This is a genomic window from Profundibacter amoris, from assembly GCF_003544895.1.
Taxonomy (GTDB): domain Bacteria; phylum Pseudomonadota; class Alphaproteobacteria; order Rhodobacterales; family Rhodobacteraceae; genus Profundibacter; species Profundibacter amoris.
Genome location: NZ_CP032125.1, coordinates 2568954 through 2582661, shown reverse-complemented (window position 1 = coordinate 2582661; position 13708 = coordinate 2568954). Strand labels below are relative to the sequence as shown.

Here is a 13708-nt window from a genome sequence, read left to right as displayed (position 1 = left end):
GGGTGGCACTATTCTATCGGTGCGCAAAACCCTGTCATCCCCGCGAACGCGGGGACCGCCCACCACAATTCCCCCCCTTAAAGTAACCCGATATTAACCACCCCTGCGCATCATTCCTTCATGCGCGAACACATTTATTACGTCTACATCCTTACCAACCGCCCAAACGGCACCCTATACATCGGCATCACCAACAACCTGCCCCGTCGCCTGTTCGAGCATCGCCAAGGCACCGCCAGCCGTTTTACAAGGCGATACAACTGCACCCACCTTGTTTGGTATGAAACCCATACGGATGTGACCGAGGCCATCCTGCGCGAAAAGCGTTTGAAGAAATGGCGCCGCGCATGGAAGGTTGAGCTGATCGAAGGAATGAACCCTTGTTGGCACGATCTAAACGCAACAGTTGCAATGTAACACAAACCCTGTCATCCCCGCGCAAGCGGGGACCTCGATAATACCGCGCGCTCTGAATGGCTTGCCCCATTGGACCACCCCCCCCCCCCCCCCCCCCCCCCCCCCCCCCCCCCCCCCCCCCCCCATACATTAACTTCCTCTCCCAACCCCCTGACTCTGCGCCTATTCCTGACTTATCCACCGATTATCCACAATAAAAACAAAGACTTATCCCCAAGAAATTTCGCCACCCCCGTCGATTTTCCTTGAACGACTCACTTTCATTTGCAAACCTTTCCTTACAGCGAAGGGTTCTTAGAACCCCCAGCGATACGCAAAGGCCCCCAGGGACCGGAGCAGATTGGAAGGAAGTCTTCGGACGGAAAACCGAAATGCAAAAGTTTGTGGGCAACAGCAAGTCCGTATGGGTTTTTCGAAACAAATGCGAACAGGCAGTTGATCACGGGTACAGCGGGCCATGGATGATCTTCGGACCATACATGGCAGCAAAGGTTCCTTCGGGAACCCGCGCACATGAGGAGGATAACCCTTCGGGGTGAACCAATTCAGGAAGACGTCAGGACGTGTCGCAAGGCACAATGCAAAGACCGCGTCTGAGCACCTGGCGTCTTTTCCTGTTTCATAACTCCTGAAATCGCCCCCCCCTGGAGCATGTCGCGCCAAATCGAATTCATCCGGCAAGGCGAACGCACCTGCGTTGCAGGCGCTGCCTCGCCCTGCCGGATGAATGCTTGATACTGATCAGACGCGACACGCTATAAACGAAAACGAGGCCCGCGCGCCATATGCACCCGAGCCTCGCCGTCAGTTAATGCAGTGCCGCGTCTATTGCACCTGTGCGTCAGCCGATACACTGTGCGCGGGACAAGATCAACTATATCTTGTGGCTTTGCACATTTTTTCCGCTATAATCATGCTAGGCAACAACAGGTTGTGGATCGCGCAGTTCCGCGCCGGATACCCATATGCAGCGAAACGCCCGCGCGGCAATCCGTCCATTCGCGCAAACTCTGACAACATGTTAACAGTTTCGAATGATTCCAGAAAACGGGAAGAAAGCCATGACAGATACCCCCGAAGCCCCCGCCCAAGCCGGTTCCAGCCTGACCCATTATCCGATCACATTCTATGCGATCACGATGGGCCTGTTTGGCCTGACGCTTGCCTTTCATGCCGCCAGCCGTGTGCTGCCGTGGCTGGCCCCTGCCAGCCATGTGATGGTCTGGGTATCTATTGCCGCCTTTATCGCCATTACAATCGGTTACCTTGCAAAAATGGTTTTGCGCACGCCCGCCTTTATTGGCGAATGGCACCATCCGATCCGGGTTGCTTTCTATCCGGCGGCCTCGATTTCACTGCTGCTGATGGCGGTCTGTTTCCTGCCCGAGCAAGAAGGCATCGCCAACATCCTGTGGATACTGGGGGCCATACTGCAAGGCGGGCTGACGCTGGCCATCATTGCCCGATGGATTGGACACAAGCCCTTTGAATACAGCCACATCAACCCTGCGTGGTTCATCCCCGCCGTCGGCAATGTCGTCGTTCCCGTGGCGGGTGCCCAACTGGGGTACCATGATCTGTCTTGGCTGTTCTTTTCGGGCGGATTGCTGTTCTGGATCATTCTGCTGACCCTTGTGATGAACCGCCTGATCTTTCACACGCCTCTGCCTGGCAAACTGCTGCCAACGCTGGTGATCATGATTGCGCCCCCTGCCATTTCCTTCATTTCCTATATGAACCTGAATGGCGGGCAGGTGGATACATTCGCGCATATCCTGCTGAATCTGGGCTATGTGTTTGCGTTGATCGTGCTGACGCAACTGCCGAAAATCATGAAGCTGCCTTTTGCCATGTCCTTCTGGGCGCTGTCATTCCCGATTGCCTCGCTGACCATCGCATCCTTTAAATATGCCGGTCTGGAAAAGTCGCAATCACATGAAATAATAGGGAAAATCCTGCTGGTTGTGCTACTGGTTGTGATCATCACTCTGGTTTATCGCACCCTGCTTGCGATCACACGCGGGCAGATTTGCCAACCGGAATAGATGACCTAGATCAAAGACTCGTATTGCAGAAGTGGAATATCATTCACACTAACAAGTTCTCAGGAGGATTTCCGTATGCTTAGGCTGACACTGCTTCTTTATTCGTTCATATCGGCAACATTGGCCGGCATCTTGATTGTTGTCGTATTGGCCGCTGGTTATGGAACAACGATGCCGATTATCTATGCTGCCATCGTCGGCTTTGTTGTGGCATTTCCTGTTTCGTGGATCGTCGCCAAGAAAATTTCGGCAATGCGCTAAGGCAAAACACAACCTGTCAAAAGAGGCTTGTATTTCTCTGACTGATGAGAGAGGCACAGGCCTCTATCTGTTTACAAGGAGGTCCCATGTCAAAACCTAATGGCTATTCTCGCCTGCAAATCCGGTTGCACTGGATCGTATTCGGATTGATTGCTCTACAGTATATCCTTGCCGACAGCATCGAAGAGGCCTGGCAGGTATTTGCCAAAGGCGGCACAGTTGAATTTTCACCCCTGATTGCCGCGCATGTGTTTGGCGGTATGGCGGTGATGGTGCTTGTCCTGTGGCGTCTGGTTCTACGGTTCAAGCGTGGTGCACCTGCGGCACCGGAAGGCGAAAAGCCGGCGCAAACCATGATTGCACATCTGATGCATTGGGGCCTGTATCTGCTGATGATCCTGATGCCGCTGTCCGGTAGTCTGGCATGGTTCGGCGGGATCGAACAGGCAGCAGAAAACCATTTAATCCTGAAGGTGGCATTGATTGTGCTGATCGGGCTACATGTTGCGGCGGCGCTGTATCACCAGTTTGTCGTCAAAGACAATCTGATTGACCGGATGCGCACTGCGCGTGACTAGCTTTAAGCGTCAAAAAAGGTCCGCGCGGTTTCGGTGAATTCGCGCGGCTTTTCCGCATGGAGCCAATGGCCCACGCCTGCAATGCGGGCAAAACGGGCTTTGGGGAACAGGGCTTTGATCCGGGCGCGGTGTTCGGGCTGGACGTAATCCGACTCCCCGCCCGACAAAAACAGGGTTGGTCCGTCAAACGTTCCGTCTACATCGGGAAACCCCATAATCAACGGCATTTCCCGTTCCAGCCCATCCAGATTCAGCCGCCAGCGTTTACCTTTGATATCCAGCGATTGCAGCAGAAAGGCGCGAACGCCGTCCTCGGGGATGTCTTTGGCCAGTAACCGGTCCGCATCGGATCGTTTTTCAACCTGCGTCAAATCCAGCCCGCGCATAGCGTGAATATAGGGCACCTGTGTGCGGTCATAGACCACCGGCGCAATATCGGCGACCAGCAGGCGGCGCACAAGGGCAGGGTGGGTCAACGCCAGCATCATCGCCGCCTTGCCGCCCATGGAATGGCCAATCACGTCGGCTTGCCCGCCATTGGCTTTGATCACCTCGGCCAGATCTTCGGCCATGTCAGGATAGCTGTGGCTGTCGAACCAGTCGCTTTCGCCGTGGTTGCGCATATCGACACTGATTACCTGGCGATCATCCGACAGTCGCCGTGCAATCGCGCCCCAGTTTCGGGCCGAGCCATACAGCCCGTGCACAATCAGCAGCGGGGGCTTGTCCGTCGGGGTGCCTGTTAAAACCGTGTTTATCATGGGACTCGTCATAGCCAAGTGCCACGAATTGCACCAGAGGTGTTGAGTGTCGGTGCCTGCATTGTTATCAACCCCGGATTAACGGGTGGGATATATTTTGACCGAGACAATTCACGATATGGCCCAAGAGGTGTCGGCGCTGATGAAAGAGCGGCTGAGCATCCGTGGCCGCGATCTGGCGGCAAAGCTGCGCCACACAGGCCGGATGATGCCAAAGCGGTTGAAACGCGAGGCCGCCTATCTGGCCGAGGCGGTGCAATTGTCGGAAAACCCCAGACTATTGAAGATGATTGATATGGCGCGGGCAGAGACAGCACATCGCGATTGTCTGGAGTTTTTGCAAAAGGTGGATCCGGCAGACCGGCGCAAGGGCGTGGCGCTGGGTATTCTGGCCAGCCTTGCCATGACGTTTCTGGTGGTGTCCACAATGGTTATCATCGTGCTGGTCTGGCGCGGCTATATATAAGCGGCTTTTCAAAACGGCGCAGGTGGGGTAGTTCCATGAACGAAGTTCAGGAAAGGAATATCCCGTGGCCGGTAAAGTTCAGGAACGACAGGCAAAGCTGCGCGAACGTCTGATTGACGCAGGCGAGGCGCAGGTGATTGCCGGTGGGGTGTCATCCATGAAAGCCCGCGATCTTGCGCGCGAGGCGGGTTGCGCGCTGGGGGCTATCTATAACGTGTTTGACGATATGCAGGCGTTGTTGATGGCGATCAACATGCGCACCTTCCGGCGGATGGGGATTGCGGTGGCGGCCTCGCAAGAGGGGGCCGAGGGGCTGGATCCGAACGAGCGGATGATTCGCATGGCGACGGCCTATTTGCACTTTGCGGCTGAAAATACGAATCTGTGGCGGGCGCTGTTCGATCTGGAAATGTCGGTCGATAGCCGCGTTCCCGACTGGTATCTACAGGAACTGGGCCGCCTTTTTGCCTATATCGCCGCCCCGTTGGCAGAATTATTTCCTGAAAAAGACGAAGACGAGCTGGACCTGATGACCCGCGCGATGTTTTCGGCTGTGCATGGTATCGTGTTGTTAGGATTGGAGAAACGCATCTCGGGCGTACCGATCGGGCGGGTCGAGGAAATGCTGAAACAGCTTTTGTGCCAGATTGGAAACAAATAATTTCCTGAACATTGTTCAAAATAGTACTTGAACGCCGTTCATAAATCCCTATATCTCACTTCATGAACATTGTTCACGAAAAGGAGATTAAGATGTTTGGAACTCTGAAGACCCTGATTACCGGCGCGAATGCCCGGGCAGAAGAACGGGTTCGCGATATTTATTCGATTGAACTGATTGAGCAGAAAATCCGCGAGGCACAGGCCGGATTGCAGGCCGCCAAGGCGACATTGGCCAGCCTGATCCAGCGCAGCCGCGCCGAGGGGCGCCAGATCGAAGTGCTGGAAACCCGCGTCAAGGACATGACCGCACGCGCCAAAGAAGCGCTGAAAGCAGGCCGTGACGATATGGCAGGCGAGGCCGCGCAGGCGATTGCCGGTATGGAAAACGAACTGACCCTGCGGCGCGAAACCGCCAGCCGTCTGGACACCCGTATCCTGCGCCTGCGTCAATCGGTCGAGGCCACCAACCGGCGGATCATTGACCTGAAACAGGGCGCAATCGCCGCCAAGGCCGTGCGTCAGGAACAGAATATCCAGAAACGTCTGAATACCACGCTGGCCGGTCAAAGCCCGATTGGCGAGGCCGAGGAGCTGATTGAACGGGTGCTGTCACGCGATGATCCGTTCGAGCAAAGCGAGATTCTGAAGGAAATAGATCAGGGTCTAAGCAACGAGGATATCGGCGACCGTCTGGCCAGCGCCGGATTTGGCCCCGCCACCAAAGTTACCGCCGAGGACGTTCTGAAACGTCTGTCCAAGGGCAAGTAAACCGAACACGAACACGTCAACGTAAATTCAAGGACCAAGACAATGCTGAACAACACAAACACTGACAACAAACTGATCATTCTGCTGAACGCCGGGGGTGTAATTGCTGCTTATGTGCTGCTGATCATCTCGCTCTACAAATCCACCGAGGTGCCGCTGGCGACCAAGGGCTTTTGGGGCATCGGGGTGCTGATGCTGACGATCAGTCTGGTGAATTTCGTGAAGTACCTGTTTGACGCGCGGATGAACAATGACCGTATCAGACAGCTGGAAGACGCGAAAAACGAAAAACTGCTGGAAGAATTTGTAACCGAAGTAAAAGAGGACTAGTGCCCTTCCAGACAGTTGAGAGGCCCCGGATTTATTCCGGGGCCTTTTTTGTTCTACAGGTTCGGATACATCGGGAACCCTTCGCAAAGGGCCTCGACTTTGGCCTTTACCGCAGCTTCCACCGCGCCGTTGCCTTCTTCGCCATTGGCTGCCAGCCCGTCGACAACCTCGACAATCCAGTCGGCAATCTGGCGGAACTCGGCCTCGCCAAAGCCACGGGTGGTGCCGGCCGGTGTGCCCAGACGGATGCCGGATGTGACAAACGGCTTTTCAGGGTCAAAAGGGATGCCGTTTTTGTTGCAGGTGATATGGGCGCGGCCAAGGGCCTTTTCGGTGGCGTTGCCTTTTACCCCTTTGGGGCGCAGGTCAACCAGCATCAGATGGGTGTCGGTGCCGCCGGTGACGATGTCCAGGCCCCCCTTCATCAACTGGTCCGCCAGTGCAACCGCATTGGCGCGCACGGCCTTTTGGTAGTCCTTGAACTCGGGGCGCAATGCTTCGCCAAAGGCGACAGCCTTGCCGGCGATCACATGCATCAAGGGGCCACCCTGAATGCCGGGGAAGATGGCGGAATTGATCTTTTTGGCGATGTCTTCGTCATTGGTCAGGATCATGCCGCCACGCGGGCCACGCAGGGTTTTGTGGGTGGTGGTGGTGGCCACATGCGCATGCGGGAAGGGCGAGGGGTGTTCACCCGCCGCAACCAGCCCCGCGAAATGGGCCATGTCGACCATCAGCCAGGCGCCGACCATATCGGCGATTTCACGGAACCGCGCAAAATCGATCTGGCGCGGAATGGCGGAACCACCGGCGATGATCAGTTTGGGCTGGTGTTCCTTGGCCAAGGCTTCGACCTGATCGTAATCAATGCGGTTGTCGTCGCGTTTCACGCCGTATTGCACAGCGTTGAACCATTTGCCCGACTGGTTCGGGGCGGCGCCGTGGGTCAGGTGCCCGCCCGAGGCAAGGTTCATGCCCAGAATGGTGTCGCCCGGTTTGATCAGCGCGGTGAATACGCCCTGATTGGCCTGCGAGCCGGAATTGGGCTGCACATTGGCGAATTCGCAGCCGAACAGTTCTTTCGCCCGCTCGATCGCCAGTGTTTCGGCCACATCGACATACTGGCAACCGCCATAGTAACGCCGGCCCGGATAGCCCTCGGCGTATTTGTTGGTCATGACCGAGCCTTGGGCCTCCATCACGGCCGCCGAAACAATGTTCTCGCTTGCGATCAACTCGATCTCGGCGCGCTGGCGGCCCAACTCGTCGGTGATGGATTTGAAGATTTCAGGGTCGCGGGTGGCTAGGGCTTCGGTAAAGAAACCGGCGTCTTTGGTATTGGTCATGAAAGGGGACTCCTTGGCGCAAAAAAAAGGCTTTCCGCCCTCATATCGTAGAAACTGCGCCGTGATAAGCCAATAAAACGACGCATGATTATGAATTGCCGTCACGCAGGGCGGTGGGGGGCTTGTGTTTTGCGTAATCACGGGCAAAGTGGGCGCAAGATAAAGGAAAAACCCGATGAGCCAGCGAATGAAAATTGCATTTGTCGCCAGTGATGTGGACAGCGCCCAAGAGGCACTGGCCGATCTGACGGCAAAATACGGGGTGCATGAACCTAAAGGTGCCGATGTAATTGTGGCGCTGGGCGGGGACGGGTTTATGTTGCAGACGCTGCATAAAATGCAGCCCTATGCGCGGCCGGTTTACGGCATGAACCGCGGCACCGTCGGGTTTTTGATGAATGCCTATTCGGCGGACGGGCTTGAGGAACGGTTGAAACAGGCCGAAGAAGCGGTGATCAACCCGCTGGCGATGCGGGCGGTGTGCCGGGATGGCTCCATTCACGAGGCTTTGGCGATCAACGAGGTATCCTTGCTGCGGGCCGGACAGCAGGCGGCGAAATTGCGCATCACCGTGGATGGCAAGCCGCGTCTGGATGAACTGGTTTGCGACGGGGCGCTGGTTTGCACCCCTGCCGGATCAACAGCCTATAACTATTCCGCGCACGGACCGATCTTGCCGATTGGTTCGGATGTGCTGGCATTGACAGCGGTGGCACCGTTCAGGCCACGCCGCTGGCGCGGGGCGCTACTGCCCAAATCATCGACCGTGCGCTTTGATGTGCTCGAGGCCGACAAGCGGCCGGTGATGGCCGGTGCGGACAGCCAGCCGGTGCGTGATGTGGTGTCGGTCGAGGTGCGCAGCGAGTCGGCGATCAAGCACAGGATACTGTTTGATCCGGGCCACGGGCTGGAAGAGCGGCTGATCCGCGAACAGTTTACCTAAAACACATTCGGGTCAGGACTTATTGATCTGTTTCTTTCCACGCCTCGACCTTGCGATAGATCGTTGACGGGGACACATCCAGAACCTTTGACGCCTTGGGGATCGAGCCGTCGAAATAGGCGATGGTTTCCTCGATCACCTGACGTTCGATTTCCGCCAGAGTTTTGCCGATCAGCCCGTCCAGCCCCATAGTTGCAGTTTCTTCGGGCGGGGATGTCTGAATCGGGATTGTGGTGGTGTAAACCAGTTCATCCCGCAGGTTGTCGGGCAACATATCCGTGGTCACTTGCGGGCCGTCATTCATCACCACAATCGTGCGCAGAACGTTCTTCATCTGACGGATATTGCCGGGCCACGGCAATTCGCGAAACAGCGACTGGACCTCGGGGGACAGGCGCTGGAACTGTTTGCCCTCGATCTCGGCGTAGTTGCGCAATTCGGTTTCGGCCACTTCCACCACGTCATTGTCACGGTCACGCAGCGGGGGCAAATGGATCGGTACCACATACAGCCGGTAATACAGATCTTCGCGGAACCGGCCCTGCCGGACCTCTTCCATCGGGTCGCGGTTCGAGGCACAGATGATACGCACGTTTACCTTTTGCGGATGCGAGGCGCCGACAGGCTGAATCGAGGATGTTTGCAGGAACCGCAGCAATTTGGCCTGCAGGTTCATATCCAGCTCGCAGATTTCGTCCAGAAACAGCGTGCCCCCATCCGCCACGGCTGCCGCGCCGGGTTTGTCGGAAATCGCGCCGGTGAAAGAGCCTTTCAAATGGCCGAAGACCTCGGATTCCAGCAGGTCGGACGGGATTGCCCCGCAGTTCAGCGGCACAAACGGCCCCGAGGCGCGGTTGGAGTGATCGTGCAGCGCCTGCGCGCAGATTTCCTTGCCCGTCCCGCTTTCACCCGTGATGAAAACCGTTGCCATGGAGCGGCTGACGGACCGGATTTTCCGATAGACCTGTTGCATCGCAGTGGAGGAGCCGATGAAACTGCCAACCGGTTCAACCGAAGCGCCGTTTTTGGCTGTCGGTGACGCGGTATCGGTCAGGGCGGTTTCCACGGCATGCAAAAAGCGTTGTTCATTGAACGGCTTGACCAGAAATTCATAAGCACCGGCACGCATGGCATCAACAGCACGGTTGATCGAGCCATTGGCGGTGATGACGATGAACTTCGCATCCGGTTTCAGGGCCAGACAGTCTTTCATCAGGTCCAGCCCGTCGCGATCGGGCAGCATCAGATCCAGCAAGACGACCTGTGGCTTTTCTTTACGGAACAATGCCAACCCGTCCTCGGCTGTGGCTGATGTTTTTACATTGTGCCCACCGCTTTCCAGCACGGATTTATAGATCATTTGCAGCGACGGGGTGTCTTCGATCAGAAGTAATGATTTTGTCATTCTGTCACCTCTGCCCGCGCGTTTTGTTCCTGATCAATAATTTGCAACAGTCGGGAAATGCCGCGATCCGCCTCTGCACTTAATTCGGAAATCGCATCCTGATCAAGCTTGTGCGCGGCCGAGTTGAGCACCTGCGCAAGATTTTGCAGATGTTCAGCCCCGACCGCCCCCGCAAGCGAAATCAAAACATGGGTCTGGGCACGCAATTGCGCCTGATCCATTTTCTGCAAGGCCTGTGCCATCTTTTGTTGCACGTTGCCCAGATCACTGGCCAGCCGCATTAGCAATTCCTGTGCGCCAGCGGGGCCGGCAATCGTAAGCAGGCGGTGCAGGCGGGTGGTATCCATTTCGACGGTGGATTGATCATCGGACTGGATTTGGGCCGGCTGATCATCCGGAAACAGCAAGGTGGTGATGGATTGCCCGAATGCCTCGATGCTCATGATCGGTTTGGCCAGTATCCGGTTGGCGCCCGCACGGTAGATTGCCTCGCGGTTTGATCGCAGAACAAAGGCGGTGATGGCCAGTATCGGCATGTCCTTGTGCGGGGTGTTGCCCGACCGCAGCGTGTTCATCACGTCAATACCGGACAGGCGCGGCATATCTATGTCGATCAGGGCCAGATCAAAGGTTTCCCGTTCCAGCCAGTTCAGCGCCTCGACGCCATCGCGGGCGATTTCATATTCCGCGCCCATTGCGTCCAGCATTTGCGCAAGGATCAACTGATTGGTTTCGTTGTCTTCGGCCAGCAGAACCTTGATGTCTGTCAGATCGGGCAGGGCGGCCCCTGTATGCGTTGCGGTTTCGTCATGCCACGCCTCGTAAGGCAGGCTAAGTGTAATGCAACTGCCGCCGTTCTTGCGGTTCTCGACACGCAAGGCCCCGCCCAGCTGGTCGGCAATTTCCTTGGCGATATGTAGCCCAAGACCTGTGCCCGGTTTTTTCGAGCTGTCCGGCCGGCCATTATACTGGAACAGTTTTTCCAGTGCCTGATCCGAAAACCCCGGCCCTTCATCGGTGACGATAAAACACAATTCATCCGGGTTGCACATCTTGACCTTCAAGCCGACTTTGCCGCTGTCGGTGTATTTGATCGCGTTGCTCAGAAGGTTGGACAGGATGCGTTCCATTGCCATCCGGTCCAGCGCGACAAGGTTCGGCACGCTGGATTGAACCGTGATTTCAAACGGGATGTTCTTTTCCTGTGCCCGACCGGCCCAACGCAGCCGGATATTCTGAAGCAGGCGCAGCAGTTGCAGGTTGCTGGAAATCGCTTCGGTCGCGCCTGTGCTTTCGGCGGTTCGCGAAAGGGCCTCTTCGGTCAGCCGCGCCAGAACCTCGCTTGAGGTGCGGACGCGTTCCAGTTGCAGGCGGGTGGTGGGGTCCAATGCGTCCAGATCAACCAGCCTTAACCCCCCTATCACATCGGAAATAGCCGAACGGATGTCATGCGACAGCAAAGTAAGCTGTGCCTGATCCTCGTTCTCGGAAACCTGTGAAACCGGGGAGTTGGGCGCGGTCATTAAAGCGCTCTCCCTTCAGGGAACCATGTCTTGGCGGGGCAGTGGGTCGAAACATAATACAATACCATTCCTTGTGTTTAGGACAGAAACACAAGGAATTAAAGCAACTGACTTAATGTCAGGTTATTATATCCCAATCGTTGCCGGTATCAGCTTTGTTCAGGATAACCTAAACTGCCCAGCGCATCCGTAATTTCATCCAGAATGGCCGGATCATCAATCGTTGCCGGCACTTTGAAAACCTGTCCGTTGGCGATTTTCACCATCGTTGCCCGCAGGATTTTGCCGGAACGGGTTTTGGGCAGGCGATCCACCACAACGGCCAGTTTGAACGCCGCGACAGGACCGATCTTTTCACGCACAAGTTTAACCACATCCTTGACGATGTCCTCATGCCCCCGCTCGCAGCCTGCGTTCAGGCACAGAAACCCCAGCGGCAGTTGCCCCTTCAGCTTGTCCGCGACGCCGATCACCGCGCATTCGGCCACATCGGGGTGGCTGGCCAGCACTTCTTCCATCGCGCCGGTGGACAGGCGGTGGCCGGCAACGTTGATCACGTCATCGGTGCGGGCCATGATGTAAAGATAGCCGTCCTCGTCCTTGTAGCCCGCATCGCCGGTTTCGTAATAACCGGGGAAGGTTTCCAGATAGGCCGAGACGAACCGCTCTTCGGCGTTCCATAGGGTTGGCAATGTGCCCGGCGGCAGCGGAAGTTTGATCGCAATCGCACCCATTTCGCCAGCGGGCATTTCGTTGCCGGATTCATCCAGAATTTGCACATCATAGCCGGGCATCGCAACCGAGGGGCTGCCCAGTTTCACCGGCAATGGCTCGATTCCCATCGGGTTGGCGGCAATGGCCCAGCCGGTTTCGGTCTGCCACCAGTGGTCGATCACCGGCACGCCCAACTGGTCTTGTGCCCATGTGATGGTATCAGGATCGGCGCGTTCGCCCGCCAGAAACAGGGTTTCAAACTTCGACAGGTCGTATTTTTTCAGCAATTCACCATTGGGGTCCTCGCGCTTGATGGCGCGGAATGCCGTGGGGGCGGTGAACAGCGCCTTCACACCATATTCCGAAATGATCCGCCAGAAGGTGCCCGCATCGGGTGTGCCCACAGGCTTGCCCTCGAATACAATGGTGGTGGCCCCGTGGATCAACTGCCCATAGGCGATATAGCTGTGGCCAACCACCCAGCCAACGTCGCTTGCGGCCCAGAACACATCGCCCGCGTCAATGTCGTAGATCGCCTTCATGGTCCAGTCCAGCGCCACCAGTTGACCGGCGGTGTGGCGGATCACGCCTTTGGGCTGGCCTGTGGTGCCGGATGTATAGAGGATATAGCTGGGGTGATTGCCTGCCACCGGCACACATTCGGCAGGCTCCACGCCATATTGGAAGCCATGCCAGCTATAGTCACGGCCCTCGATCAGTTGGGCGACCTCTTGTTCGCGCTGGAAGATGACGCAGAAATCGGGTTTGTGGGCGGCCAGTTCGATCGCTTCGTCCAGCAGCGGTTTGTAGTGGATCACGCGGTTCGGTTCGATCCCGCAAGAGGCGGCGATGATCGCCTTGGGCTTGGCATCGTCAATCCGCACGGCCAACTCGTTGGCGGCGAAACCGCCGAACACTACCGAATGGATCGCGCCCAGTCGGCCGCAGGCCAGCATCGCCTCGATCGCTTCGGGGACCATCGGCATATAGATCAGAACGCGGTCGCCCTTTTCCACCCCCTTGGCCCGCAGCGCACCGGCAAGGCTGGCCACGCGGGTTTGCAATTCGGCGTAGGAAATCTTGTGTTTGGTGTTGGTAACGGGGCTGTCATAGATGATGGCGGTGCGCGCGCCATGGCCAGCCTCGACGTGGCGGTCAACGGCGTTGTAGCAGGTGTTGACCTGCGCATCGGCAAACCATTCGTAAACCGGGGCCTTTTCATCGAACAGCGCCTTGGAGGGCGGTTTATACCAGCTGATGCCTTCGGCGGCTTTCATCCAGAAGGCTTCGGGGTCGGATTTCCAGCTGTTGTAAACCGCGGCGTATGTCATGTCATTCCTCCCAATGATGGGCGGTATGATAGAGGCTGGCGGCCCTTGCGCAAAGTCCCTTTTGGTATATTTGCAAATCTCTGGAAAATGCCTACCCGCGAATTGCAAATTTGAATAGTTGCGCAACGCTGCCCCGGACCTGATCCGGGGCCTTCCG

At 56.7% G+C, this 13708-nt stretch carries 14 protein-coding genes; 9 read left to right on the top strand and 5 right to left on the bottom strand.

Annotated elements, in window-relative coordinates:
• The first annotated feature begins 120 nt into the window (after nt 1-120).
• From BAR1_RS12850 to BAR1_RS12830, 4 genes are all read left to right on the top strand, one after another.
• Nucleotides 121-417 carry a GIY-YIG nuclease family protein gene (locus BAR1_RS12850; RefSeq protein ID WP_118943386.1) on the top strand — a complete coding sequence of 99 codons (297 nt, stop codon included), beginning with the start codon at nt 121-123 and terminating at the stop codon, nt 415-417.
• Nucleotides 418-1478: 1061 nt separating this feature from the next.
• Nucleotides 1479-2462 carry an SLAC1 anion channel family protein gene (locus BAR1_RS12840; RefSeq protein WP_118943385.1) on the top strand — a complete coding sequence of 328 codons (984 nt, stop codon included), beginning with the start codon at nt 1479-1481 and terminating at the stop codon, nt 2460-2462.
• Between the two features lie 75 nt (nt 2463-2537).
• Complete coding sequence (locus BAR1_RS12835; protein WP_118943384.1) at nt 2538-2723, top strand: CTP synthetase; 186 nt, start codon at nt 2538-2540, stop codon at nt 2721-2723.
• Nucleotides 2724-2809: 86 nt separating this feature from the next.
• Nucleotides 2810-3301 (top strand): cytochrome b, encoded by a 492-nt coding sequence (locus BAR1_RS12830; RefSeq protein WP_162891781.1) that lies wholly within the window; start codon nt 2810-2812, stop codon nt 3299-3301.
• 2 nt (nt 3302-3303) lie between these two features.
• Here BAR1_RS12830 and BAR1_RS12825 read toward each other — a convergent pair whose 3' ends face one another.
• Nucleotides 3304-4062 (bottom strand): alpha/beta fold hydrolase, encoded by a 759-nt coding sequence (locus BAR1_RS12825; RefSeq protein ID WP_118943382.1) that lies wholly within the window; start codon nt 4060-4062, stop codon nt 3304-3306.
• A 97-nt stretch (nt 4063-4159) separates the two neighbouring features.
• Here BAR1_RS12825 and BAR1_RS12820 point away from each other — a divergent pair, with 97 nt between their 5' ends.
• From BAR1_RS12820 to BAR1_RS12805, 4 genes are all read left to right on the top strand, one after another.
• Nucleotides 4160-4528 (top strand): hypothetical protein, encoded by a 369-nt coding sequence (locus tag BAR1_RS12820; protein ID WP_162891780.1) that lies wholly within the window; start codon nt 4160-4162, stop codon nt 4526-4528.
• 64 nt (nt 4529-4592) lie between these two features.
• Nucleotides 4593-5189, top strand: a complete 597-nt coding sequence (locus tag BAR1_RS12815; protein ID WP_118943380.1) for a TetR/AcrR family transcriptional regulator — start codon at nt 4593-4595, stop codon at nt 5187-5189.
• 92 nt (nt 5190-5281) lie between these two features.
• Complete coding sequence (locus BAR1_RS12810) at nt 5282-5959, top strand: PspA/IM30 family protein (protein ID WP_118943379.1); 678 nt, start codon at nt 5282-5284, stop codon at nt 5957-5959.
• A 42-nt stretch (nt 5960-6001) separates the two neighbouring features.
• Entirely contained in the window at nt 6002-6289 is a 288-nt protein-coding gene (locus BAR1_RS12805) for a hypothetical protein (protein ID WP_118943378.1), read from the top strand.
• Nucleotides 6290-6342: 53 nt separating this feature from the next.
• On the opposite strand, the gene glyA is transcribed toward BAR1_RS12805, so the two are convergent.
• The gene (gene glyA, locus BAR1_RS12800; RefSeq protein ID WP_118943377.1) at nt 6343-7635 is read right to left on the bottom strand and encodes a serine hydroxymethyltransferase; all 1293 of its coding nucleotides are present in this window, start codon (nt 7633-7635) and stop codon (nt 6343-6345) included.
• A gap of 175 nt (nt 7636-7810) precedes the next feature.
• Here glyA and BAR1_RS12795 point away from each other — a divergent pair, with 175 nt between their 5' ends.
• Nucleotides 7811-8578, top strand: coding sequence for an NAD kinase (locus tag BAR1_RS12795; RefSeq protein ID WP_228408556.1), 768 nt, complete (start codon nt 7811-7813; stop codon nt 8576-8578).
• Between the two features lie 19 nt (nt 8579-8597).
• On the opposite strand, the gene BAR1_RS12790 is transcribed toward BAR1_RS12795, so the two are convergent.
• The 3 genes from BAR1_RS12790 to prpE all read right to left on the bottom strand — a co-directional run bounded on the left by BAR1_RS12790 (nt 8598) and on the right by prpE (nt 13551).
• Nucleotides 8598-9983: a sigma-54-dependent transcriptional regulator gene (locus BAR1_RS12790; RefSeq protein WP_118943375.1), complete on the bottom strand. Its 1386-nt coding sequence runs from the start codon at nt 9981-9983 to the stop codon at nt 8598-8600.
• Nucleotides 9980-11506 (bottom strand): ATP-binding protein, encoded by a 1527-nt coding sequence (locus BAR1_RS12785; RefSeq protein ID WP_118943374.1) that lies wholly within the window; start codon nt 11504-11506, stop codon nt 9980-9982. Before BAR1_RS12785 ends, BAR1_RS12790 begins: the two co-directional genes overlap by 4 nt.
• A 149-nt stretch (nt 11507-11655) precedes the next feature.
• On the bottom strand, nt 11656-13551 hold the full coding sequence (gene prpE, locus BAR1_RS12780; RefSeq protein WP_118943373.1) for a propionate-CoA ligase PrpE: 1896 nt from the start codon (nt 13549-13551) through the stop codon (nt 11656-11658).
• Nucleotides 13552-13708 lie beyond the last annotated feature (157 nt).

Excerpts from the sequence above, each read along its gene's own strand:
- BAR1_RS12850 (WP_118943386.1), top strand. The coding sequence starts at position 121 with ATGCGCGAACACATTTATTACGTCTACATCCTTACCAACCGCCCAAAC.
- BAR1_RS12840 (WP_118943385.1), top strand. The coding sequence starts at position 1,479 with ATGACAGATACCCCCGAAGCCCCCGCCCAAGCCGGTTCCAGCCTGACC.
- BAR1_RS12835 (WP_118943384.1), top strand. The coding sequence starts at position 2,538 with ATGCTTAGGCTGACACTGCTTCTTTATTCGTTCATATCGGCAACATTG.
- BAR1_RS12830 (WP_162891781.1), top strand. The coding sequence starts at position 2,810 with ATGTCAAAACCTAATGGCTATTCTCGCCTGCAAATCCGGTTGCACTGG.
- BAR1_RS12825 (WP_118943382.1), bottom strand. The coding sequence starts at position 4,062 with ATGATAAACACGGTTTTAACAGGCACCCCGACGGACAAGCCCCCGCTG.
- BAR1_RS12810 (WP_118943379.1), top strand. The coding sequence starts at position 5,282 with ATGTTTGGAACTCTGAAGACCCTGATTACCGGCGCGAATGCCCGGGCA.
- BAR1_RS12805 (WP_118943378.1), top strand. The coding sequence starts at position 6,002 with ATGCTGAACAACACAAACACTGACAACAAACTGATCATTCTGCTGAAC.
- glyA (WP_118943377.1), bottom strand. The coding sequence starts at position 7,635 with ATGACCAATACCAAAGACGCCGGTTTCTTTACCGAAGCCCTAGCCACC.
- BAR1_RS12795 (WP_228408556.1), top strand. The coding sequence starts at position 7,811 with ATGAGCCAGCGAATGAAAATTGCATTTGTCGCCAGTGATGTGGACAGC.
- BAR1_RS12790 (WP_118943375.1), bottom strand. The coding sequence starts at position 9,983 with ATGACAAAATCATTACTTCTGATCGAAGACACCCCGTCGCTGCAAATG.
- BAR1_RS12785 (WP_118943374.1), bottom strand. The coding sequence starts at position 11,506 with ATGACCGCGCCCAACTCCCCGGTTTCACAGGTTTCCGAGAACGAGGAT.
- prpE (WP_118943373.1), bottom strand. The coding sequence starts at position 13,551 with ATGACATACGCCGCGGTTTACAACAGCTGGAAATCCGACCCCGAAGCC.